General features: G+C 62.8%; 26 protein-coding genes. 11 read left to right on the forward strand and 15 right to left on the reverse strand.

The genetic code is table 11. The features are described from left to right. Nucleotides 1-45: 45 nt before the first annotated feature. On the forward strand, nucleotides 46-468 hold the full coding sequence (locus G9463_RS11410) for an SHOCT domain-containing protein (RefSeq protein WP_165896767.1): 423 nt from the start codon (nucleotides 46-48) through the stop codon (nucleotides 466-468). A 63-nt stretch (nucleotides 469-531) separates the two neighbouring features. On the opposite strand, the gene G9463_RS11415 is transcribed toward G9463_RS11410, so the two are convergent. Both G9463_RS11415 and G9463_RS11420 read right to left on the reverse strand, forming a co-directional pair. Then, entirely contained in the window at nucleotides 532-801 is a 270-nt protein-coding gene (locus G9463_RS11415; protein ID WP_165896768.1) for a hypothetical protein, read from the reverse strand. Nucleotides 802-849: 48 nt separating this feature from the next. After that, entirely contained in the window at nucleotides 850-1356 is a 507-nt protein-coding gene (locus G9463_RS11420) for a GNAT family N-acetyltransferase (RefSeq protein WP_165896769.1), read from the reverse strand. Nucleotides 1357-1451: 95 nt separating this feature from the next. Between G9463_RS11420 and truA the strand changes: the two genes are divergently transcribed. The 3 genes from truA to G9463_RS11435 all read left to right on the forward strand — a co-directional run bounded on the left by truA (nucleotide 1452) and on the right by G9463_RS11435 (nucleotide 5484). After that, entirely contained in the window at nucleotides 1452-2279 is an 828-nt protein-coding gene (gene truA, locus G9463_RS11425; protein ID WP_165896770.1) for a tRNA pseudouridine(38-40) synthase TruA, read from the forward strand. Between the two features lie 45 nt (nucleotides 2280-2324). Further along, entirely contained in the window at nucleotides 2325-4115 is a 1791-nt protein-coding gene (gene pepF / locus G9463_RS11430) for an oligoendopeptidase F (protein ID WP_165896771.1), read from the forward strand. 148 nt (nucleotides 4116-4263) lie between these two features. After that, on the forward strand, nucleotides 4264-5484 hold the full coding sequence (locus tag G9463_RS11435) for a proteasome-activating nucleotidase (protein WP_004964481.1): 1221 nt from the start codon (nucleotides 4264-4266) through the stop codon (nucleotides 5482-5484). A 35-nt stretch (nucleotides 5485-5519) separates the two neighbouring features. Here the strand turns inward: G9463_RS11435 and glpR are convergent, their stop codons facing one another. From glpR to G9463_RS11465, 6 genes are all read right to left on the reverse strand, one after another. After that, nucleotides 5520-6287, reverse strand: a complete 768-nt coding sequence (gene glpR / locus G9463_RS11440) for an HTH-type transcriptional regulator GlpR (protein WP_004964479.1) — start codon at nucleotides 6285-6287, stop codon at nucleotides 5520-5522. 201 nt (nucleotides 6288-6488) lie between these two features. After that, the gene (locus G9463_RS11445) at nucleotides 6489-6662 is read right to left on the reverse strand and encodes a hypothetical protein (RefSeq protein ID WP_004964478.1); all 174 of its coding nucleotides are present in this window, start codon (nucleotides 6660-6662) and stop codon (nucleotides 6489-6491) included. A gap of 2 nt (nucleotides 6663-6664) precedes the next feature. After that, the gene (locus G9463_RS11450; RefSeq protein WP_004964477.1) at nucleotides 6665-7795 is read right to left on the reverse strand and encodes an ABC transporter ATP-binding protein; all 1131 of its coding nucleotides are present in this window, start codon (nucleotides 7793-7795) and stop codon (nucleotides 6665-6667) included. Nucleotides 7796-7801: 6 nt separating this feature from the next. Further along, nucleotides 7802-8722 (reverse strand): carbohydrate ABC transporter permease, encoded by a 921-nt coding sequence (locus G9463_RS11455; protein ID WP_004964475.1) that lies wholly within the window; start codon nucleotides 8720-8722, stop codon nucleotides 7802-7804. Then, nucleotides 8719-9657, reverse strand: coding sequence for a carbohydrate ABC transporter permease (locus G9463_RS11460; protein WP_165896772.1), 939 nt, complete (start codon nucleotides 9655-9657; stop codon nucleotides 8719-8721). Before G9463_RS11460 ends, G9463_RS11455 begins: the two co-directional genes overlap by 4 nt. Before the next feature lie 26 nt (nucleotides 9658-9683). Further along, nucleotides 9684-11024, reverse strand: coding sequence for a substrate-binding domain-containing protein (locus G9463_RS11465; protein WP_165896773.1), 1341 nt, complete (start codon nucleotides 11022-11024; stop codon nucleotides 9684-9686). 362 nt (nucleotides 11025-11386) lie between these two features. Between G9463_RS11465 and G9463_RS11470 the strand changes: the two genes are divergently transcribed. The 3 genes from G9463_RS11470 (at nucleotide 11387) to G9463_RS11480 (ending at nucleotide 13549) form a co-directional block, all read left to right on the forward strand. Then, a complete protein-coding gene (locus G9463_RS11470) occupies nucleotides 11387-12601 on the forward strand; it encodes a PQQ-binding-like beta-propeller repeat protein (protein ID WP_165896774.1) in 1215 nt (404 codons plus the stop codon). A 42-nt stretch (nucleotides 12602-12643) separates the two neighbouring features. Beyond that, nucleotides 12644-13114 carry a pyruvoyl-dependent arginine decarboxylase gene (locus G9463_RS11475; protein ID WP_011224666.1) on the forward strand — a complete coding sequence of 157 codons (471 nt, stop codon included), beginning with the start codon at nucleotides 12644-12646 and terminating at the stop codon, nucleotides 13112-13114. An 81-nt stretch (nucleotides 13115-13195) separates the two neighbouring features. Next, nucleotides 13196-13549, forward strand: a complete 354-nt coding sequence (locus G9463_RS11480; RefSeq protein ID WP_004593952.1) for a DUF5811 family protein — start codon at nucleotides 13196-13198, stop codon at nucleotides 13547-13549. A 56-nt stretch (nucleotides 13550-13605) separates the two neighbouring features. Here the strand turns inward: G9463_RS11480 and G9463_RS11485 are convergent, their stop codons facing one another. The 3 genes from G9463_RS11485 to G9463_RS11495 all read right to left on the reverse strand — a co-directional run bounded on the left by G9463_RS11485 (nucleotide 13606) and on the right by G9463_RS11495 (nucleotide 16325). Then, the gene (locus G9463_RS11485; RefSeq protein WP_004964457.1) at nucleotides 13606-13800 is read right to left on the reverse strand and encodes a hypothetical protein; all 195 of its coding nucleotides are present in this window, start codon (nucleotides 13798-13800) and stop codon (nucleotides 13606-13608) included. A gap of 70 nt (nucleotides 13801-13870) precedes the next feature. Then, entirely contained in the window at nucleotides 13871-15676 is a 1806-nt protein-coding gene (gene infB, locus G9463_RS11490) for a translation initiation factor IF-2 (protein WP_127013703.1), read from the reverse strand. 94 nt (nucleotides 15677-15770) lie between these two features. Further along, nucleotides 15771-16325 (reverse strand): plastocyanin/azurin family copper-binding protein, encoded by a 555-nt coding sequence (locus G9463_RS11495; protein WP_165896775.1) that lies wholly within the window; start codon nucleotides 16323-16325, stop codon nucleotides 15771-15773. Between the two features lie 197 nt (nucleotides 16326-16522). On the opposite strand from G9463_RS11495, the gene G9463_RS11500 reads away from it, so the two are divergent. Together G9463_RS11500 and G9463_RS11505 are read left to right on the forward strand one after the other, a co-directional pair. Further along, nucleotides 16523-16762: a PRC-barrel domain-containing protein gene (locus G9463_RS11500; RefSeq protein ID WP_004518435.1), complete on the forward strand. Its 240-nt coding sequence runs from the start codon at nucleotides 16523-16525 to the stop codon at nucleotides 16760-16762. Continuing rightward, nucleotides 16763-17221 (forward strand): NOB1 family endonuclease, encoded by a 459-nt coding sequence (locus tag G9463_RS11505; protein ID WP_011224669.1) that lies wholly within the window; start codon nucleotides 16763-16765, stop codon nucleotides 17219-17221. It abuts the gene before it with no gap. Here G9463_RS11505 and G9463_RS11510 read toward each other — a convergent pair. Genes G9463_RS11510 through G9463_RS11520 form a run of 3 tightly spaced genes read right to left on the reverse strand, consistent with a single transcriptional unit; the run spans nucleotide 17218 to nucleotide 19897 of the window. Continuing rightward, complete coding sequence (locus G9463_RS11510; protein ID WP_165896776.1) at nucleotides 17218-17364, reverse strand: CopG family transcriptional regulator; 147 nt, start codon at nucleotides 17362-17364, stop codon at nucleotides 17218-17220. The genes G9463_RS11505 and G9463_RS11510 overlap by 4 nt on opposite strands. 56 nt (nucleotides 17365-17420) lie before the next feature. Further along, nucleotides 17421-18563, reverse strand: a complete 1143-nt coding sequence (locus G9463_RS11515; RefSeq protein ID WP_127013701.1) for a CPBP family intramembrane glutamic endopeptidase — start codon at nucleotides 18561-18563, stop codon at nucleotides 17421-17423. A gap of 23 nt (nucleotides 18564-18586) precedes the next feature. After that, a complete protein-coding gene (locus G9463_RS11520; RefSeq protein ID WP_165896777.1) occupies nucleotides 18587-19897 on the reverse strand; it encodes a glucose-6-phosphate isomerase in 1311 nt (436 codons plus the stop codon). 122 nt (nucleotides 19898-20019) lie between these two features. Here G9463_RS11520 and G9463_RS11525 point away from each other — a divergent pair, with 122 nt between their 5' ends. Both G9463_RS11525 and G9463_RS11530 read left to right on the forward strand, forming a co-directional pair. Continuing rightward, entirely contained in the window at nucleotides 20020-20565 is a 546-nt protein-coding gene (locus G9463_RS11525) for a hypothetical protein (RefSeq protein ID WP_165896778.1), read from the forward strand. Between the two features lie 95 nt (nucleotides 20566-20660). Beyond that, the gene (locus tag G9463_RS11530) at nucleotides 20661-21128 is read left to right on the forward strand and encodes a DUF5812 family protein (RefSeq protein WP_165896779.1); all 468 of its coding nucleotides are present in this window, start codon (nucleotides 20661-20663) and stop codon (nucleotides 21126-21128) included. Between the two features lie 26 nt (nucleotides 21129-21154). On the opposite strand, the gene G9463_RS11535 is transcribed toward G9463_RS11530, so the two are convergent. After that, entirely contained in the window at nucleotides 21155-21469 is a 315-nt protein-coding gene (locus tag G9463_RS11535) for a hypothetical protein (protein ID WP_165896780.1), read from the reverse strand. Nucleotides 21470-21510 lie beyond the last annotated feature (41 nt).

Below are 21510 nucleotides of genomic sequence, written 5' to 3' on the forward strand. Positions count from 1 at the left end.
GCCCACGACAGCAGCTTTTTGCGACCAGCGTGTTGAGTGGTCGACATGACACTCCCCTCCATCGCTCTCCCGAGGTGGAAGCTCGTCGCGACCATCGCGATACTGTCGACGGGCCTTGCTATGCTCGCAGGTGCGGCCGGCCTTGGCGGGTCGATTGCACCGGTGTCGATCATCCTCGGCTGGTTCATTCTGGCCCCGCTCGTCGCCCTTCTGGGTTCGAAACTACCGATGATCGAGTCCCCGGAAGACGAGACAGCCCAGGATGAAACCGATGCACCCAACGCAACGGAACCGACGGTGGACCCGGTCGATCACCTCCGAGAGCGCTACGCCCGCGGTGAACTGACAGACAGCGAGTTCGAGCGGCGGCTGGACCGCCTGCTGGAGACCGAATCGCTCTCAGCGACCAGCGAGGCAGAGAACACGACCGGTGAGACCGACAGGGAAGTCAGCCTCGAAACCGAGTGAACTGGCGAGTCATCGCCCTCTGGCCGTACCGCGGGTGCGTGTGCAGTCGAGGCACTTGCGGCCTCACTCCTTCGAGCTAACGACCTCGAGATCACTGTCGGTCAGGCGAACGTGCAGAAGCGCATCGTCCGGGCCCGGATCGACCACGTCGTCGAGTTCGGGCGCACAGCCGGTCATTCCGAGGTCGTTGAAGCCACAGGCGTCACAGACCGCCGCGTCGACCAGCGGGTGGTACGTTTCGTCCCGCTCTGTCGCCGGCAAGTAGCCCGCGTCCTCGATTGTCGAGCCACACTCCGCACAAATCAGTGTCTCCGGGTGCGAGGCGAGGTCCATACACAGTTTTTGTGTAGCCGCTATTTATCGCTGTGTGGAGCCGTCCGCTCAGAGCGCCCGCTGCATCTCCATTTCGACGCGCTCTTTGGCGATCGTCTCGAAGCCGACTGATTCGTACAGTGCCCGGGCGACGTGGTTCGTGTTCGAGACCGAAAGCCAGACGCGGTCGAGTCCATTCTCCTGCCCGTAGCCAAGCAGGACGCGGATGAGCTGTGAACCGATGCCGGCGTGCTGGTAGTCCGGGTGGACGAAAATTGCCAGCTCCGACGTGTCCTGATACGGGACGAGGACGGCGTGGCCGACGGCTTGATCCTCGTGCCAGACAACGACGTTCAGGCCGTCTTCGACGAGGTTTGGCAGCCAGTTGCGGATGTCTGCTTCGGTCCGGGGTGGGACGCCCTGTGACCGGGAGTCGGTCCCGAAGTCAGCATACATCTCCACCAGTGGGTCGATGTCGCCGTCATAGGCCTCGATTGTCACCGTCCGCCCGTCGTGGTCGGTGAACGTTTCGGGCGGGCGAGGGAAGTCGTGATCCGCCGCGGCGGCGTTGGACATACCCCCGTCTTTGTCCTCAGGACGCCTAAGTTCGTCTATCCTTCCCAGCGACTGAGATTCGGGTGAGACAAGTGGTTCGCAGTCGACAAATCGGTATGCGCGCCTATCGCGTGGCCTACGACGGCCAACCGTATCACGGGTTCCAGCGCCAGCCCGACGTCGACACCGTCGAGGGCCGACTGCGTTCAGCGCTCGTCCGCCTCGGTGTCTGTGAGCGTGGCGAGGGGCTGCCTGACCGGTACGCGGCCGCCGGCCGGACTGATGCCGGCGTCTCTGCGCGGACACAGACCGTCGCCTTCGACGCGCCAGCGTGGCTCTCACCGGCGGCGTTCAACGGCGAACTCCCAAATGACGTTCGCGTGTGGGCCAGCGCCGATGTTCCCGAGGACTTCCACGCAACCCACGACGCCGCCGAGCGCACCTACACCTACTACCTGTACGCGCCGGCGGATGCGGACCGACCCGAACACGAACCGGTCGACGACGGGCGGTGGGCCGACGCTGTCGACGCGCTCGCCGGGACACACGACTTCCACAATCTTACCACGGACGAGACCGGTACTGAGCGGACCGTCGCCATCGACTGGACCCGGGACGGTCAGTTCCTCGTCGTCCAGCTTACGGCCGGCGGGTTCTGCCGCCAGCTGGTTCGCCGACTCGTCTCGCTCGCGGCGGCCGTCGCGGACGGCTCGGCCCCGCTCTCGAAGGTCGACCGCATCCTCTCGCCGGAACCCGTTAGCGGCCCCGACGGGGTTCCACCGGCCCCGCCCGAACCGCTGGTGCTGACCGACGTCCGCTACCCGAACGTGCGCTTCACCCGGGACGAAGACGCCGCGGTTGACGCCCGAACGGTCTTCGCCCGCCGGCGAGCGACCGCCAGAACAACTGCACGGGTCGCCGACCACATCACCGACGGGCTGTAGCTCCCGAAACGAAGGCTTACTTCGGCCCCGTCCCAAGAGCGGGCTATGAGTTCGGTACCCGCACGGAGCGACATCGATGAGGCGTACAAGTGGGACCTCGACTCCCTCTACGCCACCGACGAAGACTGGGAGGCCGCCTACGAGGAGGCGGAGGAACTGATCGAGGACCTGTCCGCCTACGAGGGACGGGCCACCGAGGACGCTGCGACTCTGCTAGAGACACTGGAGACCTACGAGGACCTGATGCGGACCGTCTCGAACGTCGCCGCCTACGCCCGAATGCGACGGGACGAGGACACGACCGACGACACGTATCAGGCACTGACCGCCCGCTCACAGTCACTCTCGTCAGAGGCCAGTTCGGCGGCCTCGTTCCTCGACCCCGAACTGCAGGATCTGGACTACGACGACATCGAGGCGATGGTCGACGAGGAACCGGCGCTGGAGCCCTACGAGCACTACTTCGACGACGTGCTCCGGATGAAAGACCACACCCGCTCGGCCGAGGTCGAGAACCTCCTCGCCGAACTCGGCGAGGTCACCGGCGCGCCCGGCGAGGTGTACAATATGCTGGCCAACGCCGATATGACGTTCCCGACCGTCGAGGACCCCGATGGCGACCAGCAGCCGATCACGCTCAACAACTTCACGACGCTCCAGAAACACCCTGACCGCGACTTCCGCCAGCGCGTCTACGAGGCGTTCTACGACGAGTGGGAGACCGTCCGCAACGCCGTCGGCACGGCCTACAAGAACGCCGTCAAGACGGATGTGAAGATGGCCAACGCCCGCGACTATGACACCGCCCGCGAGGCAGCATTGGACGGCCCGAACGTCCCTGTTGAGGTGTACGACACGCTCGTCGACACCGTCCACGACAACCTCGATACGCTCCACCGCCACGCCGACCTCAAACGCCAGTCAATCGGGGCCGACGAACTCCGAATGTGGGACCTTTACACCCCACTCGTTCAGGAGGAATCGCCGGAAATCGAGTACGAACAGGCCTGTGAGTACGTAACCGAAGCTGTCGCACCACTGGGCGATGACTACCAGTCTCGGCTCGCAGACGGGCTAGACTCGCGGTGGGTCGACGTCTACGAGACCGAGCACAAGCAGTCCGGCGCGTACTCCGGCGGTACCTACGACTCCCAGCCGTTCATCCTGATGAACTATCAGGACGACGTGGAGTCGATGTACACGCTGGCGCACGAACTCGGCCACTCGATGCACTCGGAGTACACCAGCGAGGAGCAGCCCTTCGTCTACTCCGGCTACGAGATATTCGTCGCCGAGGTCGCGAGCACTGTCAACGAGACGCTGTTGACCCACCACCTGCTTGACACCGTCGAGGACGAACGCCTCCGCCGGCACATCCTCAACGAGTACCTCGAACGGTTCCGCTCCACCCTCTATCGGCAGACGATGTTCGCCGAGTTCGAGCACCGCACCCACGAGATGTCTGAGGCCGGTGAGCCGCTGACGCCCGACCGGCTTGACGACCTTTACCGGGAGCTGAAAGGCGACTACTACGAGCCGGCGGTGCTCGACGACCGCATCACCCGCGAGTGGATGCGCATCCCGCACTTCTACCGGGCGTTCTACGTCTACCAGTACGCGACCGGCATCTCGGCGGCCGTCGCGCTTGTCGACGGCATCCTCGATGACGGCGAGCCCGCTGCCCAGCGGTATATCGACTTCCTCCGGAGCGGGTCGCGGCAGTACCCGCTGGAACTGCTGCGCGACGCCGGCGTCGACATGGCCAGTCCGGACCCGGTCGAGTCCGCGCTCTCGACGTACAGCGACTACCTCGATGAGTTCGCCGAGCTGCTGTAGGGCGGTCAGTAGCTATTCGGTGCCTGCCCGGCTAGTCGAGCCACCGGTCTAACTGAACGGTACAGCCCCGTCTCGACACGGATAACTGTTTCACCCCCTGTGACCCGAAGGCACTTTGTGTCTCAACCGTATAGTACCGACCATCCAAATGTCGCGCAGTCCCTCGCTTCCGGAACGACCACGGTTGGAACTTGATCCCGATATGACGCCTGACGAGCGTCTGGAGGCACTCCGGGAACATTTCAAAGAGATAGTACAGGTCAACGAACAGCTGACAGAACAGCTCGACGCTGCCCGTGACCGGCAACACGACCTCACGGACGAGGTCGACCAGCTCGAACGGGAAAACGAGACGCTCAAAACCTCGTCGCTGTACATCGCGACAGCCGAGGAGCTGACCGACGACGGCGTCGTCGTCAAACAGCACGGCAACAATCAGGAAGTGCTGACGGAAGTTTCGCCGTCTATCCGTGACGGCCTTGAGGCCGGTGACCGCGTCGCCATCAACGACTCTTTCGGCGTCAAACAGATCCTCGATCCCGAAACCGACGCCCGCGCACAGGCGATGCAGGTCGATGGCTCGCCGGACGTGAGCTATTCGGACATCGGCGGCCTCGAAGAACAGATCCGTGAGGTCCGAGAGGCCGTCGAGGAACCGCTCGTCAACGCCGAACAGTTCCGTGAGGTCGGTATCGAACCGCCAAGCGGTGTCCTGTTACACGGCCCGCCCGGCACCGGGAAAACGATGCTGGCGAAGGCCGTCGCCAACGAGACCGACGCGACGTTCATCAAGATGGCCGGCTCCGAACTGGTCCGGAAGTTCATTGGTGAGGGCGCGCGACTGGTCCGAGACCTATTCGAGCTTGCCGCCGAGCGCGAACCGGCTATCATCTTCATCGACGAGATCGACGCCATCGCAGCCAAGCGAACGGAGTCGAAGACCTCCGGCGACGCCGAGGTCCAGCGGACGATGATGCAACTGCTCTCGGAGATGGACGGCTTCGACGAGCGCGGGGAAATCCGTATCATCGCCGCGACGAACCGCTTCGATATGCTCGACCGGGCTATCCTCCGCCCTGGCCGCTTCGACCGCCTCATCGAAGTTCCGAACCCCGACGTCGAAGGCCGCGAGCGCATCCTCGAAATCCACACGCAGGAGATGAACCTCGACGACGACGTGGACCTGGGCGCGTTTGCCACCGAAACTGACGGCCTCTCCGGCGCGGAACTGGCCTCACTGGCGACCGAGGCTGGGATGTTCGCCATCCGCGACGGCCGAACAACGGTCCAGCAGGCCGACCTCCACGACGCCTTAGAGAAAATCGAAGCCGACGACGACGCCAGCAGCGTTCCGGTCGCGTTCGCCTGACGCTGGAGGAAAGCAGATTTTAGACAGGGATAGGATCACGGAACGGCCAGCAAATTGTCGATCACCGCGACGTTCGCCTGCTCGAACACTGCCCGCATCTCGTCGCTCAGCGACACGTCCGTTATGAACATGTCAATATCCTCGACAGTCGCGAACTCGCGGAAGCTCTGACTGTCCAGTTTGCTCCCATCGGCCACCAGAATGACGTGTCGGCCGCCTTCACAGAGCAGTGTCTTGATGCGCGCTTCGTCTTCGTTCGAGACGGAGAGACCGCCATCGATCTGGACCGCATCGGTTTCGAGAAACACGATGTCGAAGTTCGTTTTCCGAAGGTATGACTCGGCGCTGGGACCGACGAGCGCGTCCGAGGTCTGGCGCAGTGAGTCGCCGACGACCTTGACCTCGCCACAAGTCTCGCGGAGTTCGAACGCGCTCTCCGGTGAGTTCGTCGCGGCAAGCAGCGACAACTGCTCCGGGATGGCTTTCGCTATTTCGCGCGCTGTCGGCCCTGTGTCGAAGAAGACGGCGTCGCCGTCGCTCAGTTCATCGACGGCGCGCTTAGCGATAGCCCGCTTGCCACTTGGGTTGTCGATACTATCGGCCGTACTGGACCCGTCTTTCTCCGACGCCGGAAGGGCACCGCCGTGAAACCGTTCGATAAGCCCGTCTTCTGCGAGTGACGAGAGGTCTCGTCGGATCGTCGCCTCGGAGACACCGAACTCTTCGGTGAGTTCTTCGACGGTGACCCGATCCGATCTGTTTACTTGTCGAACGATTTCTTTCCGTCGTTCATCAGGAATCATGTTCTAGTACAGCGGGCCCGGACTCTGCAGGTGAGGGTGGCCTCCGACTGATGTATGTGTTAGTTCGTATCATCTCTTTCAATAGAATCGGCCCTGCTCTCAGGGCCGGCGACACAGTCTAGTGATTTGCGAGATTGCTCGACGGCGTTTAGGGGTATATCATTCAGTATGTAGACGTTCATGAAAAACTCTCTCCCAGTACTAATCGGTGAAAACACCAAACAGCGTCGTGACGACTGTCCCGACACTGCTGACGATTGCGCCGCCGTAGACACCGGTCGCGTAATTGAAGACTGCGAGGCCTGCCAGCCCGAACGCAGTCCCGAACACGAGCATATCGGCGGGTGCCATCCTATCGGCGAGTTCCATAGCCATCGTCAGATCGTCGCCTGCTGTTCGATCTTCGCGTCGTACGTGAGCGATTCGCCCGTGGCGGGATCGAAATACTGGAGCGAGTCCCTGTCGAACCGGAGGTTCACCGCATCCCCCATCTCGACCGTCGTGTCGGGGTCAACTGCGGCCTTGATGCTCTGGCCGGTTTCGAGTTCGAGTTCGAGTACGGTCTTCTCGCCCTGCGGTTCGACGACCTCCACTGTTGCCGGGTGGACGTTCGCCGGGACGCCGTCCTGATTAAGCGCGATGTTCTCCGGGCGGATGCCCAGCGTCACGCGGTCTCCGAGATACGAGCTGAGCGCATCGGTGAACTCGTCGGGAACGTTGTGGATAGCGCCGCCGAGGTCCAGTTCGAACTTGCCGGCAGACGACTCTTCGAGCGTGCCTTCGAGGAAGTTCATGCTCGGTGAGCCGAGGAATCCGGCGACGAACATGTTCCGCGGGTTCGAGTACACGTGCGTCGGTTCGCCGACCTGCTGTATCTGCCCGTTGTCCATGACTGCGATCTGGTCGGCCAGGGTCATCGCCTCCACCTGATCGTGGGTGACGTAGACAGTCGTCGTCGAGAGCTCCTCGTGAAGTTTGTTCAGTTCGGCGCGCATCTGGACGCGGAGCTTCGCGTCTAAGTTCGACAGTGGCTCGTCCATCAGGAACACTGCCGGGTCACGGACGATTGCGCGGCCCAGCGCGACCCGCTGTTGCTGACCGCCGGATAGCTCCGACGGCCGCCGTTCCAGTAACTCTTCGATCTGTAGCAGCTCCGCTGTCTCTCGGACTCGTTCGGTGATGATCTCTTCGTCCGTGTCGTGTTGCTCCAGCCCGAACCGCATGTTGTCCCGCACCGTCTTGTGCGGATACAGCGCGTAGTTCTGGAACACCATCGCGATGTCCCGCTCGTATGCGCGAGCGTCGTTGACGACATTCTCGCCGATTCTGATTTCACCGTCGGTCGCCCGTTCGAGCCCCGCGATGAGGCGCAGAGTCGTGGTCTTCCCACACCCTGACGGGCCGACGAGGACAGTGAAACTTTCGTCGGGGATGTCCAGCGAGATGCCATCAACTGCCGTAACGTCGTCGAATTCCTTTACGAGGTCGGTTAGTTCTACGTGTGCCATAGTTAGTTACTCCTTGACTGCTCCTTGTGTGAGTCCGCTCACGATGTACTGTTGGAAGAACAGGCCGAACAGGATGCCGGGTAACGCGGCAATCATCCCGCCGGCTGCCAGATGCGCCCAGTCCACGAAGTCGTCAGCTACGAACAGTGAGACCGCGATCGGAAGCGTCTGGGCCTGTTCCGAGGATGTGAGAACGAGCGCGAAGACAAACTCGTTCCACGAGAAAATGAACGCGAGGATAGCAGTGGCCGCGATGCCCGGCTTCGCCATCGGCAGGATTATTTTGACAAACGCTTCCCAACGGGAACAACCGTCGATTCGGGCCTGCTCGTCCAATGATTCGGGAATACCGTCGAAGTAGTTCTTCATTATCCAGACGGCAAACGGGAGGTTGAAGAACGTGTACGTGAGGATGAGCGCGAGCCGCGTGTCGTACAGGCTCCCGGTGAGTCCGCCGATGAGCGGCGGGTTCGACATGATCTGGAAAAACGGGACGATCAGCGCGATGGGTGGAATCATCCGCGCGCCGACAATCGACAGCAGCAGCGACTTGTTCCCCAGGAAGTCATATCGGGAGAAACTGTAGCCGGTGACCGTTCCCAGAGTGATACAGATGAGCGTCGTCGTCGTCGCGACGATCATGCTGTTGATTGTATAGTTGTCGAACGGTCGGTTCGTGAAGATATCCACGTAGTTCTGTGCCGTCGGGCTCTGTGGGAGGAAGGTGATCGGCAGCGACAGCACTTCGCTTGATGGCTTGATGCTCGTAATGAAGATGTAGTAGATCGGGAACCAGATGATCAGGACGTATACGGCGAGCAGTCCGTAAGCCAGCAGTCGCTCGCGGGCAACGGACGGCCACTCGTTCTGTGTCTCCAGTCCCAGCGACCGACGTAGTCGGTTGAGTGGTGATTTCTTCGTGCTCATGCTTCGTAGGGTGATTCGCCGAATATCTTGTACAGACTGGCCACGATGGCGAAGGTCACGGCCAGTAGGACGACCCCAAGTGCAGCGCCGGTCCCGGGTTCGTTGAATACCTGTGCGGTCCGGTACAGCCAGGAGGCCCATACCTCAGTCGCCTTCCCAGGGCCGCCCTGTGTCATCACCCAGACCAGATCCAGCGCCCGGATGTCGAAGATGATACGGATAGTCAGCGCGACCAGTATCGACGGTTTCAGGAAGGGATACGTGACGTTCCAGAACCGCGACCACCGACTCGCGCCGTCGACTTCGGCGGCGTCGTACAGTTGCTCGGGGACGTTCTGCAGGCCCGCGAGCAGGATGATGATGATAAACGGCGTGAACACCCAGACATCGGCGATAATGAGCGCCATCATGGCGAGCGCGCCGTCTGAGAGGAACGGGATGTTGCCGGAGATGACACCGAGTCGCTGGAGCGCGCCGTTGATCGCGCCGAAGTCGGACTGGAACATCCAGCGCCACATCAGCCCGCTCATCACGTACGGGAGAATCCACGGAACGATGACCGCCGTCCGGAACCAGCCCCGCCCTTTCAGGTCCTTATCGAGCAACAGCGCGATGCCCAGTCCCAGCAGGAACGAGATAGAGACGCTGAAACCGACGTAGATGACTGTATTGGTGGTAATCGAAACGAAACTGGGACTGAACACGCCGAGGGCGGCTTCGCCCCCTTCCCGCGCGAAAATCAGCCGCCGGAAGTTCCGGAGGCCGACGAACTTCATCTCGTTCGTTATCGGGTTCCGGAACTGGAAGCTGCTGAGAAACAGTTTTGCGGTCGGATAAACGATTATTGCGGCGATCCACAGCAGCGTCGGCCCAACGGTTAACGGGACGAACAGCTTGTCGAGTTTGCGACGCAGTGGGCTCTTTTCGATTGACATAATATATAGATCCTGACCCGCGTCACTCAGAGCAGGCCGATGTCCTGGTAGAGACGCTCGATGTTGCTGTAGGCGTCGTTGAGTGCCGCTTCGGGGTCTTTGTTACCCAGCAGTGCCGGCGTGAGCTGCTCGTTCAGGTAGTCGTCGACCTGTGGCTGTGCCATGTACGTCTCGCTCTGTGCGTTTTCGAGGTTGAACCGCATGTCTTCGAGCAGCCAGGACGGGTACTCGCTTTGGACCTCGTCGTCTTCGTACACCTCCGGAACGACAGCTGGGTTCCCTTCGACGAGCATGTTGTTCTTGGACGACTCGCGCGTCGTCATGAAGCGGGCGAACTCCTTGGCTGCGTCCTTCCGCTCGGAGAACGCAGAGACGCTGATGCCGTTCGTGTCCTGGAACGTTGCACGGCTTTCCGGCCCCTTCGGTGGCTTGGCGCTGCCGATGCGGTTCTCGTCCCATTCGTCAATTGCGCGGGCTCCAAGCGGCGTCCAGGATTCGACGGTCGCGTACTGGCCGGCGATGAAGTTGTCACCGACGCCACCCTCGCCGAGACTGGACATCCCGTCAGGCATGATGCCGCGCTCACGGAGCCCATTGAAGAACTCCAGTACCTCTTTGCCTTCCTCGACAAACACCGGCTCGTAGCTGTCGTTGAATAGCTGGCCGCCGGCTTGGTAGAGGAACTGCTTGAAACTGAATACGGACTTGCCGGCCCAGGTGAACGCGAACCCGGATTTGTCGCCCTGTGATAGCTGTTCGCCCTGACTCAGGACCTCATCCCACGTGTCCGGCGGCGCGTCGAAGCCCTGGTCGTTCAGGTACTGCTGGTCGTAGAGGTAGCTCCCCCACTTCCCGAATTCGGGAGCCATGTAGGTCTGGCCGTCGAATTGGACGAGGTCGTTCAGCGAGTCGGGGAACTTGCTCATGTGGTCGCTTCCGAGGTCGATCGGCTCGAGCCAGTCGGAACTGACGAAGTCAGCCAGCCACCAGGTCGGGCCGTTGAACGCGTCGACGGTGCTGTCCTGGTTCCGCCAAATCGTCGTCAGACTGGTCTTGAGGTTGCTCCACGGAACCTCGTTGACTTCCACGGAGATACCGGTCTCCTCCTCGAAGCGTTCAATGTTGGCTTCGGTTCCGGGGTCGAACTCCAGCGACCCGGCGTTATAGAACACGATTTCGTCTGCCATCGTCTCCGACCCAGTGCCGGTTGTGGCACCGTCTGAACTCTCACCGTCGGAACTATCGCCACCGGAGCCGTCTTCGGTGCTCGAATCGGAGCCGCCACTGCAGCCAGCAAGCGCCGCTGCCCCGATGACACCGGCACTTTTGATGAACGTTCGACGAGTGCGGTTTGAACTCTCTTGCATACAATCGCTCACGAAACAGCCATGGATTATAAATTATGGGGGTTATTAAATATGAAGATAAATATTATAGTTTATGACACAGGCTTTTCTATTGGCTTTTTAGCGTCTAAAATAGGATTTGAAGGCACAACTATCTTATAGTAATATTATTTATTAATTTGGAACTACTGTTTTGCGTGATTGATTTCGCTCACAAACCTGAATTGGGGCATGATTTGAACGAACCATTCACCGAATCGTGCAGACCTGGTAACCGTCTCGATCGGACTGCCGTCATTCGGTCCTGCATCGAGACTCCACAGGTCGCCTGTGACCCACATAACGCCGCGCGATTTAAGCCACCCCGCCCGGTATCGGTGCCCGTGACAGAGCGCGGACGGACACGGCGGGCATTTCTGGGGACGCTCGCAGCGACAACAGTCGGGTCGGTCGCGGGGTGTCAGTCACAGTTCAATCCGCTTGCATCGACGGCGCTCGATGAACACGCCGCCACGCAGTTCCGGCAGGGGCTCTTGAACCAGGGATATCAGGATACGTCCGTTCCGGACGCTGTCGAGCGGGCCTGGGAACTCCCGGCCAACCGCGGGGACCACACCGCGGCAAAAGGGAGCCCTGCGCTGGCACCGACTGGCGACCTGATTCTGGCCGACGACACCGGCCGCGTGCGGGCCATCGCGCCGGACGGCGAGGTCCAGTGGGCAACAACAATTACACAGGCGACGCGAGGGAGCCACGGCACGCCGGCCATCGCCAACGATACCGTCTACATCGGGGCCTACGACGGCGCGCTGTCGGCGCTGGATCTCGGAACCGGGCGGCGGCGCTGGCGGACGGACTTGGGCGATGCCATCGGCGCGAGTCCGACCTACTACAACGGGTCGCTGTACGTCGCTGTCGAGCACGCGGCTCCGAGCGGGAGCGTTGTCGCCGTCAACGCCGCGACCGGCGACGTGCAGTGGCGCGACAGCCGACCGACCGACCACCCCCACTCGACGGTGGCACTGGACCGCGAGCACGGCCGCCTGCTGTTTGGCTCGAACGACGGCTACTGCTACGCGTGGTCGTTTCCGGGTCTCGAACAGGTCTGGCGCTACGACACTGGCGGCGACGTGAAAGCCCCCATCGCCGTTGCTGATGGGACCGCCATCGTGCCGTCGTGGGCTGAGACAGTCACTGCCGTCGACGTGACCGACGGTTCGGAACGGTGGACCTTCGAAGCCGACGCCGACGTGATGTGTGCGCCAGCGGTCCACGACGGCACCGTCTACGTCGGCAGCCACGACGACCGCGTGTATGCAATCAATCTCGCCAGCGGCGAAGAACTGTGGCGCTACGACACCGGCGGGTGGATTATCGGGAGCGTCGTCGCCACCCGGGACCACGTACTCGTCGGGTCCTACAACGGGCGGCTGTACGCACTGGAGCGGGACTCGGGTGCGGTGGCCTGGACCATTGAGAACCACGGCCACGTGACGAGTGCGCCGCTGGTGACCGCTGATGGCATCTACTACACAGAACGCGCTGTCGACGGCGACCCCGACCGCCCGGGGATGTGCTACGGACTCGTTCCGGCATAACGAAGCGAAACCCCTTACACCACGGACCGTCGACTCTCGCCTATGAGTACCATTCGGGTCGTATGGGGGACTGCGACCGGCCCGACCGCGCTGGCCGCATACGACGCGGCACTCGCCGAGGCGGGCGTCCACAACTACAACCTCATCTCGCTCTCGTCGGTCATTCCTGCCGAACCGACTATCGAGGTGACTGAGACAGCGCCGGATCTGGGGCCGCCCGGCGAAGCGCTAGAGGTCGTCCAGTCCTCGGCGACCGTCGCACCGGGTGAACGCGGCGCGGCGGGCATCGGCTGGGCCCGTAGCGAGGACGGGCCGGGTATCTTCTACGAGGTCGACGGCACCAGCGAGGATGCGGTCCGGATGGAAATCCGTGAGGGGCTGGCCGCTGGTCGGGACCTTCGGGACTGGGAGTTCGTCGAGGAGAACGTCTACGTTGAATCGGCGTCCGACGACGCCGAGTACGCCAGTGCCGTCGTTCTCGCCACCTACGGCGAGAGCCACCCCGTCGTGTAGTGCGTGTGCCGACGGTGCCGGTCAGAACTGTGCTCGACACTGGGTTTTTAGTGCTCCCCCCCATAGAGACAGAGAACGTTCATGTACGGTAATACGTCGTTTGGTGGGGAGACGGAAGAAGTGACGCTGACCGCGGAACAGCGCGAGAACCTCCGCCGGGACCTCTCGAGCGTCGCCGCCCGGACCCGCGAACTCCTGCCCGGCGAGTTCGTCGTCGGCTCGGAAATCAGTAACAGCACGACGGGCCCACGGGCCACAATTGCAGTCCAGCCTCCGGTCGGGTCGGTCGTCAGCGCTGACTACACGCCGGAAGACCCGGAAAGCGCGAGCATCTCCGATGCCGAGCGCGACGACCTCGCGCAGGGCATCGCCGCCTCCGCCGCTCTGCAGGTCAAGCAAGTGATGGGCGACGACACGTCGCCGACAGCGCAGTAACAGTCGCTGCTCTCAGTTTTCTGCAGCACAGTCGTGGTGACGCGTAGTCGTTGCTATCAGTCGTGACCGCCGCTGGTGACCGGCGGGTCATAAAACAGCGCGTAGCCGATGGAGCCGGTCGCTGGGAGGCTGCCGGCACTCAGCGCCGTGATGAAACTAAGCGAAGTAACCACGGCACCGAGCGACGCCAGTAGCATCGAGAGGGCGATGCTGGCAAGCACGAGGTCAGGCATCGACAGGGACCCAGGCATTCGTGTCTGTATGGAGACACGCCTCCTAATTAAATATTATTACTCGCGCAAACAGCGCACCGAGTACCGCCTATTTGCCCCAGAAGGGGTCGCGGTTCCGGTGTTTCTCCAGATACATCGACAGCGCCTCGCGCTCGTCGACGGAGATGTCTTCCTTGAGTTCCTGTTCGAGAATCTTTGCGTGCTTTTCGGGGATTTCGACCCAGAGGTCGTCGCCTTCCTCGACTTGGCGGCCGACGGTCGGCCCCTGAATCGAGACGGCCATGCGCTCGCCGGCGCGAGCCGAGTCGACGTCTTCGCCCTCGTCCTGAATCGTTTTGAGGGTCCCGACGCGGTTCGCCTCGCCGTTCTCCCACCTGACGACGTTGACGTTCCGACGGAGTTCACCGGAGAGGATTTCGACGCCGACGACGGCTGGGTCGGACTGGCGGAAGGTGTGGTCCTGCAGAATCCGGAACTTCGCCGGGCGGGTGATGTTCTCCAGAATCTGCTCCTGCTGGGCCTCCTCGATGGCGGTGACGTGGTCGTCGTAGGACTCGACGAGCTGGTAGATGACGTCGTCCTCGAACAGTTTCACGTCCTCCTGTTCGGCGAGGTCCCGCGCGTCGTCGAGCACGTCGACGCTGAACGCCAGAATCGCCTGATTGGTCGACTCGCCGGCCGTTTCGGCGACTCGCACGTCCCGCGGTGCGACCGCGCCGACCTCGGCCCGCATCACCGGGATTTCTTCCTCTTCGAGCGTACTGGAGAGGGCCTCCAGCGACCCGAGCGTGTCGGCCTTGATGACGACCCCTTCTTCCTGTGTCGTCACTTCGATTTCGGCGAGTTCCTCCTCCACCTCGGCGATGACCTCGCTTCGGTCGCGGTCGCGGATGACGCGGATCGGCGCGCCGGCCATCGCATCGCCGAGTTCCGGCGCGGCGATTTTGACACCGTCGGCGGCGGCGACCTCGTCGACCTGCTCGAACTCCTGTTCGGTCCGGATCTCTTCGAGCGGGCGTGGCCGAAGCAGCGCACGCACGTCAGTGATGATCGGCCCTTGCAGCCCGCCGACGACGATGGTATCGTCGTTGCGGATGGTCCCGTCGTAGATGATGGCGTCGAGCGTCGTCCCGAACCCCTGGGTGTCTTTCACTTCGAGGACAGTCCCAACACCGGGACCGCTGGTGTCGATTTCCATCTCCTCTTTCATGTAGCGCTGGGACAGCCCCATCATCACCGTCAGCAGGTCAGGGATGCCCTCGCTCGTTTCGGCCGAGACCGGCACGACGCCGATGTTGGCCTGGAAGTTCTGGACGCGCCAGTACATATCCGCGGAGAAGCCGTTGTCCGAGAGTTCGCCGATAATCTCGTACAGCTTCTCGTTGAGGTCGGTCTGCACGCGGTCGGACTGTGCGTCCATCGTCTGCTGGACCGGTTGCCCCTCGTTAGGGTTCCAGCCGGGGACGGTGTCAATCTTGTTTGCGGCGACGATAAACGGCGTCTGGGTTCGCTTGAGGATGTCGATGGCCTCCAGCGTCTGGGGCTGGAAGCCGTCGTTGACATCGACGACGAGGATGGCGATGTCGGCGAGCGCGCCACCGCGGGAACGGAGCGTCGAGAAGGAGTGGTGGCCCGGCGTGTCAATGAACAGCAGGCCGGGCAGGTCGAAGTCCGTCGGGTCGACTAGGTCACCAGCAATCTCGGAAATCACGTCAAGCGGGACGGCTGTCGCGCCGATGTGCTGTGTAATCGCGCCCGATTCGCCGGCGGTGACGGCCGAACCGCGGATCTTGTCGAGCAGGCTCGTCTTCCCGTGGTCGACGTGGCCCAGAACGGCGACGATGGGCGTCCGCAGGGTGTCGTCGGTGGCTGTTGTGGGGTCCGTGTCAGACATAGATGGCTCCAGAAGTTGTCAGAACCGAGTCGTCGGTGGCAGTTAAGTTCGTCGTCATCAAACGCACGCAACCGAACGTGGGGCTAAGCGGGCGTCACTCGGTTACAGTGAACGACCCTGTCATGCCGATGCTCTGGTGAGGGACGCAGTGGTACTCGTACTCTCCGGGGACCTCAAACGTGTAGGCGTACTCGTAGCCGGAACTGTACGTCTTTCCGTCGTCTCCGGGCGTCCCCGTCCAGTCGCTGCCTTCCGGCGTCGCGGTCGATTTGACGTTGTGGCCGCCGGCCTCCCAGACCCACAGCACGGTGCTTCCAGCGGGGACCTCGAACGTTTCCGGGGCGAAACTGAAGCTTCCCGGCGCGACGGCGACCTCCTGTTCGGCGTCCACCGACGTTCCAGTGGAGGCCGGCGTTTCGGTCGAAGTGGCAGTCTCAGTCGGTGTTGGTGTTTCGGTTGGGGTTGCGGTCTCCGTCGACGTCGTCACCGAATCAGTCGGCGTTGCTGTCGCAGTACGGGCTGATACTTGCGTAGCGGTGGCCGTCGCTGTTGGGGATGATTCACCGCTGTCGCCACCACTGCAGCCCGCGATAGTCCCGGTAACGACGGCCGTGAGCGCGCCGAGAAACTGACGCCTGTTCCGGTCCATGCGTACTCGTAGGATGCCTGCCGCTTAGGGCTGCTGCCTACTGTGACTGTGCGATCCCGGTCACAGAACGACTCCACTGGGACTCTCAACACTTGCTTACCCAGCGTTTCTATCCGTGACTGTCGCTGTCGGCGACCATCGTTCTTTCGTCGGATATCCCCGTGGCGTTTATGTAACCTCGTTCGGAACAAGGGGGTATGGCTGCAATACTCGCAGAAAACCTGTCGGGGAAAGACGTGATGGGGACTGATGGCGCGGAGATCGGCAGTCTCTACAACATCACGATGGACTTCTCCTCGGGCGCGCTGCACAACCTCGTTATCGACCCCGCGGAGTCGCTCCGTAACACAAACTTCGAGTACAGCGACCAGGGCCGCCTGCTTGTCCCGGTTGAGCGGGTCAAGGCAGTGAAAGACCACATGATCGTTAAACGCTAGATGTACGTTCTTGACTCCTCGGCATTTATCAACGAGTATCACACCGACGAGCAGATAGCAACGATTCCACTCGTCAGAGAAGAACTGGAGGACGAGGCCGCCTATCGCTTCGACGCGCTCGAAGGCTCTGGGATGCACCTTCACATTCCCGAGGACAACACTGTTGAGCGCATCGAGCGCGCTGCCAGCGAGACCGGTGATCTTGCGGAGCTCTCGGCAACCGATATCCGGCTGATTGCGGCCGCGTTCGAACTCGACAGCCGCCTCGTCACGGACGATTACGCGATGCAAAACGTCGCGGAGAAACTCGATGTGGCGGTCGAAGTTATCGCCCGTGAGGGGATCTCCGAACAGCGGGAGTGGCTGTTCCAGTGTGCTGGCTGTGGCCGCGAGTTCGACGAGAACCGCGACCGCTGTCCCATCTGTGGGAGTTCGCTCTCGCGGAAAAACCCGGCTTAGACGGTCTGTTTGTCCCGGGCGTTGAGCCCGAGCTCGACTAGCTGCGACAGCACTTCCGCCTCTGTGATGCCGTAGCGCCGCGCAAGCGTTTCGACACTCCGCGCTTGGTCGTCATCACAGACGATAGTGAACCGCCGAGCCATGTCATCGCATACAACAGTAGGTCGCATAAACACCCGTCAGACAGCAGTCAGACAGCTCAGATCGCCGGATTTCCTGTAATCTCGATGTACAATGTGAGAAACTGGATTGCGTTGAACGCCCCGTGAATAAAGATGGGCACGAGCAGGTTCTCGGTCTTGAGATAGCTCAGGCCCAGCAGCGTCGAGAGGACGAACACTAGCAGTAGCGAGAGGACGGTCTGTGTCGGCGTCCCGGCGGCGTACTGTCCGAAGTGGACGACACCGAAAACGGCGCTGGTGAGTATAATCGCCTGGAATTCACCGAAATCGTCGTAGAGGTACTTCTGGATGAGGTTCCGGTAAATAAACTCCTCGCTCGGCGCGATAGTCAGAAACGCGAGTGGGACCATCACGAGCAGGAATGACGGGTCCTCGCGGGCCAGTTCCTCGACGCTGCTCCGGGCCGCTTCGAGCCCGAGCGCCTGAATGAGGTAACTGAAGCCAAACAGCGCGACCATGAGGACGACGACGCCGCCGACGCTGTAGCCGATGTCACGGAGACCGGGGCGCTGCAGGTCTAGGTCGGTCCAAGTACGGTCTAGCCGGCTGGCGACGGCCGCCCCGAAACCGATGAATCCGACGCCGATGCCGATAGTGAGCGTGACATACGCGGGGCCGGTGACAGTCCCGCCTTCCAGCGCCGTGGCGCTGACAAGCCCTGCGGCCGCGACCCCGAGAACGACGAACTGGGCGAACACCGTGCCCACGAGGAAGCCGGCCAGCCCGATTCCCGTTGCGACCGAGAGCGCTCTGGCGACCGTGTACAGCCGGTCGTTCGGGATGCCGGTCGCCAGCGCCCAGCCCAGCGCAACCGTCAGACCCCCGGCCAGCACTGTGAGATAGACCGCGATGCCGACGGTCGCCGCAACGCCAGCACGGAACTCCGGCCCGAAGAAGGCGACGAGCGTGGCGAGGGTTGTGACGATGCTCGCGCCTGCTGCGCCCAGACCCGCCTGTCTGCCGTCGAGTGCGCCGTGACGAACAAGCGAGAAGGCGAGCGCGGCGACGACGAAGCCGGCGGCGGCGACCTGTCGGGCGGTGACCGGGCCGACAGTCGTCGCCGGTGTCATCCAGCCAGCGATGCCGGTTTCTGTGGCGACGAGTACGACGAGACCGAGGCCAGCGGCGAGAACACCCCAGTTCGCGGCGGTATCGTCCATTATCGGCAGTCCGTTGCGCCGGCCTAAAGGGACTCCGTTTCGCCGATACGCAGTCGCTCGCGCTCGTCGATGACCGCCGTCTCGTCCGTCGCTTCGCCGCGGATGAGCGCCCGCGTGGCGTTTTTGCCCCACTCGACGGCCGGCTGGGTGAACGTCTCCACGTCCGCGAGTTCGCCGACGAGGACACAAGCCGCCTCCATCGCGTACAGCAATTCGCCGACGCTTTCGGCGTCGAGACGGTCGATTTCGACTTCCAGTGCCGGCCGGTCAGCCGCCGGCAGGCTCGCCACCGTCGCCTCGTACTCGGCGTCAATGAGGCCGCCGAGGTCAGTTCCGGCGAGATACGACAGGTCTTCGTGGTCCGGGTCGGGAATCGACACGTCGGCACGCTCGCGCGGTCGGACGAACGTGACGACCTTGTCGCGGTGGCCGGCGCGGTACAGCTGGAGCTGAGAGTGCTGGTCGGTCGCGCCAAGCGCCCGCGCCGGCGTCTGGCCTCGCCCGTCCTTACCCAGGCTCTCGGCCCAGAGCTGTGCGAACCACTCGCCGAAGGACTCCAGGCGCTCGGCGTAGGGCATGACGGCGTTGACCGTCGCGCCCGCTTCTTCCAGCGCGTAGGCCATCGCGCCGTAGGCGTAGGCCGGCGAGTCATACAGCGACGGCGCGAGGTCGTCAGCCGCCTTCTGACCGCCGGCAAGCAGCCCCTCGATGTCGATGCCGAGGATGGCTGGCGGGACGAGTCCGACCGCCGACAGCGCGCTGAAGCGGCCCGGAACGCCCTCGGGGACCGGCAGCGTCGGCAGGTCGTGCTGATCGGCGAGCGCCCGGAGCGGGCCGGACTCGCCCGTCGTGACGACGATTCGCTCGGTCCAGTCGACGCCGCGGTCCTCGTAGGCCTCGCGGACGACGAGGAAGTTTGCCAGCGTCTCCGCCGTCGTCCCCGAACGCGAGACGACGTTGATGGCCGTGTCGGCGAGTGAGAGGCCATCGAGCGTCCGCCGGACGTGCTCCGGGTCGACGTTGTCCAGCACGACGTGACTGCCCGGGTCCTCAGCCAGCGCCTCTGTGATGGTTTTCGCTCCCAGCGCGGAGCCACCGATGCCGACGGTGATGACCGATTCGGCGTCGGCCACCGGCGCGACGGCGTCGTGGATGGTCTCGGCATCGGTTGCTTCGGGGAGGTTCAGCGAGGCGTAGCCGAACTCGCCCTTGTTTCGACCCTGCTCGATTCGCTCGTGGGCCACAGCCACCTGCTTGTCCAAGTCGTCAAGCGTCGCACGATCGACGCCCGGGTCGGCGGCACTGGCAAGCGCGGCTCCGATATCGACGTGCATACTGGGGGTGTCGATGGGCGGGTACAAACAACTCCCGGACGGCATGGCAGCAGACGTGGCTCCGTTGTCACCGCTGGCCAGACAACACCGCGCTTAACCACGCGCTTGCCTAAGCATCAGGTATGACAGACGCGACGGCAGAGCAGTCCGTCACAGCCGACGCCGACGACAAGCCCGAACCGTACAACGGGCTCCCCGGCGCATTCCCGTACGCGTTCCGGGCCACTGACTCGTTGCTGTTCAAAGCTTACGTTCCGGTCGCGTTGTTGCTGTCCGTGGCGATTACGCTCGTGTTCTCGTTCGGGCTGATAACGCAACTCGCCGAAACCGGCAGCGTCCGCGGTGGGACGTTCACCTTCTCCCGGAGCTTCTTCCTGTTCGTTGGACTGTTGCTCGTCGCGCCGCTGCTGGCTCCAGTGCTCTCCGTCGCGCGCCGCCATCGACGGACCGCATCCTCGGTCGCCTACGACCGCGCCCTCGCCCTTTCGGCGTTCATATTCATCGGGTCGATATACCTCGCGCTGTTGACCTCCGCTCCGGCGGAGCTTCGAGAGCCGACACAGAGCGCTGTCGTCGGCTTCTTCTACTCGTTGCCGCCGATTGCCGGCGTCGTCCCGCCGATGCTCGCGACGCTGGGGATATATCTGACTCACCGACTGTTGAAGTAGCACCGCCAGTCCACGGCTGTCCACTCTTACGGCATACCACTCCAGCCCGTTACCGGGTCGAAACGGGCAAGAACGCCCGCCACGAACGTGTGTCCATGACAGCGATTGAAGGGACATTTCTTGTCACGAACGCCGACGACGGGTCGGCGACGCTTCGGAACGTCGCAGACTCACAGGTGCTGACACTGTCTGACAATCCCGGCGTTGAGGCCGGCGAAGTAGTGGAGGGAACAGTCGAACCGGAGCCGCCAATGGAGGTCACCTACACCGTCACCGAGGTCGCCGAGCGGCGCACAATTCCCGTCGAGACGGTCGACCTCGCGCCGACGACCCAGACGACCGAAATCGCGGCCGAGCAGGCCCCCGGCGAGCTAACGACGGTCGAACGCGCTGGTGAGGGCGAGGTACACGTCCTCACGGTTCCGGAAGACGAGACGACCGAGGCCGCAACGGATGTCGTCGAGGACGAGGCGACCCTCTCGCGGGCGGCCAGGCTCGGCGTCGACCGTGTCGAGGTTCGGACCGCAGCGGGCGTTGTCAGCGTGCGCTACTTGCCGGACTGACGCGTTCTCTCACTCGCCTCGACTTCTTATTCGGTCGGGCCCGCGGCGCTCTGGACCTGCCAGCCACCGGCGATGCCACACGCCTCGCGCTCGGTGTACACGAACTCGGTGTCTTCGGTCACCGCGGACCCGCCCTCGACGGATTCGACCTGGAGCGGGAAGTCCAGCGTGTCGCCACAGCAGCCAACGCCGACAAACTCTGTCCACACGTCGCCCGGCGCGGCGGTGTCGTGTGTCTTCCGGAGGTACGCGCGGAACGGCGACCCGTCGACTTTGTCCCGACCCCACCCGCTGAGGTCCGCCGGATACGAGAGTTCGACCCTGATTGCGTGCTCGGACATGGGTGGATATACGTGATATACTGGCATAGATGTGCGCCACA

Origin of the sequence: Haloarcula sp. JP-Z28 (genome assembly GCF_011440255.1) — an archaeon.
GTDB classification, from domain to species: Archaea; Halobacteriota; Halobacteria; order Halobacteriales; family Haloarculaceae; genus Haloarcula; species Haloarcula marismortui.

What these genes read in the sequence shown, in the direction of transcription:
- G9463_RS11410 (WP_165896767.1), top strand. Translation starts at nt 46, where the DNA reads ATGACACTCCCCTCCATCGCTCTCCCGAGGTGGAAGCTCGTCGCGACC.
- G9463_RS11415 (WP_165896768.1), bottom strand. Translation starts at nt 801, where the DNA reads ATGGACCTCGCCTCGCACCCGGAGACACTGATTTGTGCGGAGTGTGGC.
- G9463_RS11420 (WP_165896769.1), bottom strand. Translation starts at nt 1,356, where the DNA reads ATGTCCAACGCCGCCGCGGCGGATCACGACTTCCCTCGCCCGCCCGAA.
- truA (WP_165896770.1), top strand. Translation starts at nt 1,452, where the DNA reads ATGCGCGCCTATCGCGTGGCCTACGACGGCCAACCGTATCACGGGTTC.
- pepF (WP_165896771.1), top strand. Translation starts at nt 2,325, where the DNA reads ATGAGTTCGGTACCCGCACGGAGCGACATCGATGAGGCGTACAAGTGG.
- G9463_RS11435 (WP_004964481.1), top strand. Translation starts at nt 4,264, where the DNA reads ATGTCGCGCAGTCCCTCGCTTCCGGAACGACCACGGTTGGAACTTGAT.
- glpR (WP_004964479.1), bottom strand. Translation starts at nt 6,287, where the DNA reads ATGATTCCTGATGAACGACGGAAAGAAATCGTTCGACAAGTAAACAGA.
- G9463_RS11445 (WP_004964478.1), bottom strand. Translation starts at nt 6,662, where the DNA reads ATGGCTATGGAACTCGCCGATAGGATGGCACCCGCCGATATGCTCGTG.
- G9463_RS11450 (WP_004964477.1), bottom strand. Translation starts at nt 7,795, where the DNA reads ATGGCACACGTAGAACTAACCGACCTCGTAAAGGAATTCGACGACGTT.
- G9463_RS11455 (WP_004964475.1), bottom strand. Translation starts at nt 8,722, where the DNA reads ATGAGCACGAAGAAATCACCACTCAACCGACTACGTCGGTCGCTGGGA.
- G9463_RS11460 (WP_165896772.1), bottom strand. Translation starts at nt 9,657, where the DNA reads ATGTCAATCGAAAAGAGCCCACTGCGTCGCAAACTCGACAAGCTGTTC.
- G9463_RS11465 (WP_165896773.1), bottom strand. Translation starts at nt 11,024, where the DNA reads ATGCAAGAGAGTTCAAACCGCACTCGTCGAACGTTCATCAAAAGTGCC.
- G9463_RS11475 (WP_011224666.1), top strand. Translation starts at nt 12,644, where the DNA reads ATGAGTACCATTCGGGTCGTATGGGGGACTGCGACCGGCCCGACCGCG.
- G9463_RS11480 (WP_004593952.1), top strand. Translation starts at nt 13,196, where the DNA reads ATGTACGGTAATACGTCGTTTGGTGGGGAGACGGAAGAAGTGACGCTG.
- G9463_RS11485 (WP_004964457.1), bottom strand. Translation starts at nt 13,800, where the DNA reads ATGCCTGGGTCCCTGTCGATGCCTGACCTCGTGCTTGCCAGCATCGCC.
- infB (WP_127013703.1), bottom strand. Translation starts at nt 15,676, where the DNA reads ATGTCTGACACGGACCCCACAACAGCCACCGACGACACCCTGCGGACG.
- G9463_RS11495 (WP_165896775.1), bottom strand. Translation starts at nt 16,325, where the DNA reads ATGGACCGGAACAGGCGTCAGTTTCTCGGCGCGCTCACGGCCGTCGTT.
- G9463_RS11500 (WP_004518435.1), top strand. Translation starts at nt 16,523, where the DNA reads ATGGCTGCAATACTCGCAGAAAACCTGTCGGGGAAAGACGTGATGGGG.
- G9463_RS11505 (WP_011224669.1), top strand. Translation starts at nt 16,763, where the DNA reads ATGTACGTTCTTGACTCCTCGGCATTTATCAACGAGTATCACACCGAC.
- G9463_RS11510 (WP_165896776.1), bottom strand. Translation starts at nt 17,364, where the DNA reads ATGGCTCGGCGGTTCACTATCGTCTGTGATGACGACCAAGCGCGGAGT.
- G9463_RS11515 (WP_127013701.1), bottom strand. Translation starts at nt 18,563, where the DNA reads ATGGACGATACCGCCGCGAACTGGGGTGTTCTCGCCGCTGGCCTCGGT.
- G9463_RS11520 (WP_165896777.1), bottom strand. Translation starts at nt 19,897, where the DNA reads ATGCACGTCGATATCGGAGCCGCGCTTGCCAGTGCCGCCGACCCGGGC.
- G9463_RS11525 (WP_165896778.1), top strand. Translation starts at nt 20,020, where the DNA reads ATGACAGACGCGACGGCAGAGCAGTCCGTCACAGCCGACGCCGACGAC.
- G9463_RS11530 (WP_165896779.1), top strand. Translation starts at nt 20,661, where the DNA reads ATGACAGCGATTGAAGGGACATTTCTTGTCACGAACGCCGACGACGGG.
- G9463_RS11535 (WP_165896780.1), bottom strand. Translation starts at nt 21,469, where the DNA reads ATGTCCGAGCACGCAATCAGGGTCGAACTCTCGTATCCGGCGGACCTC.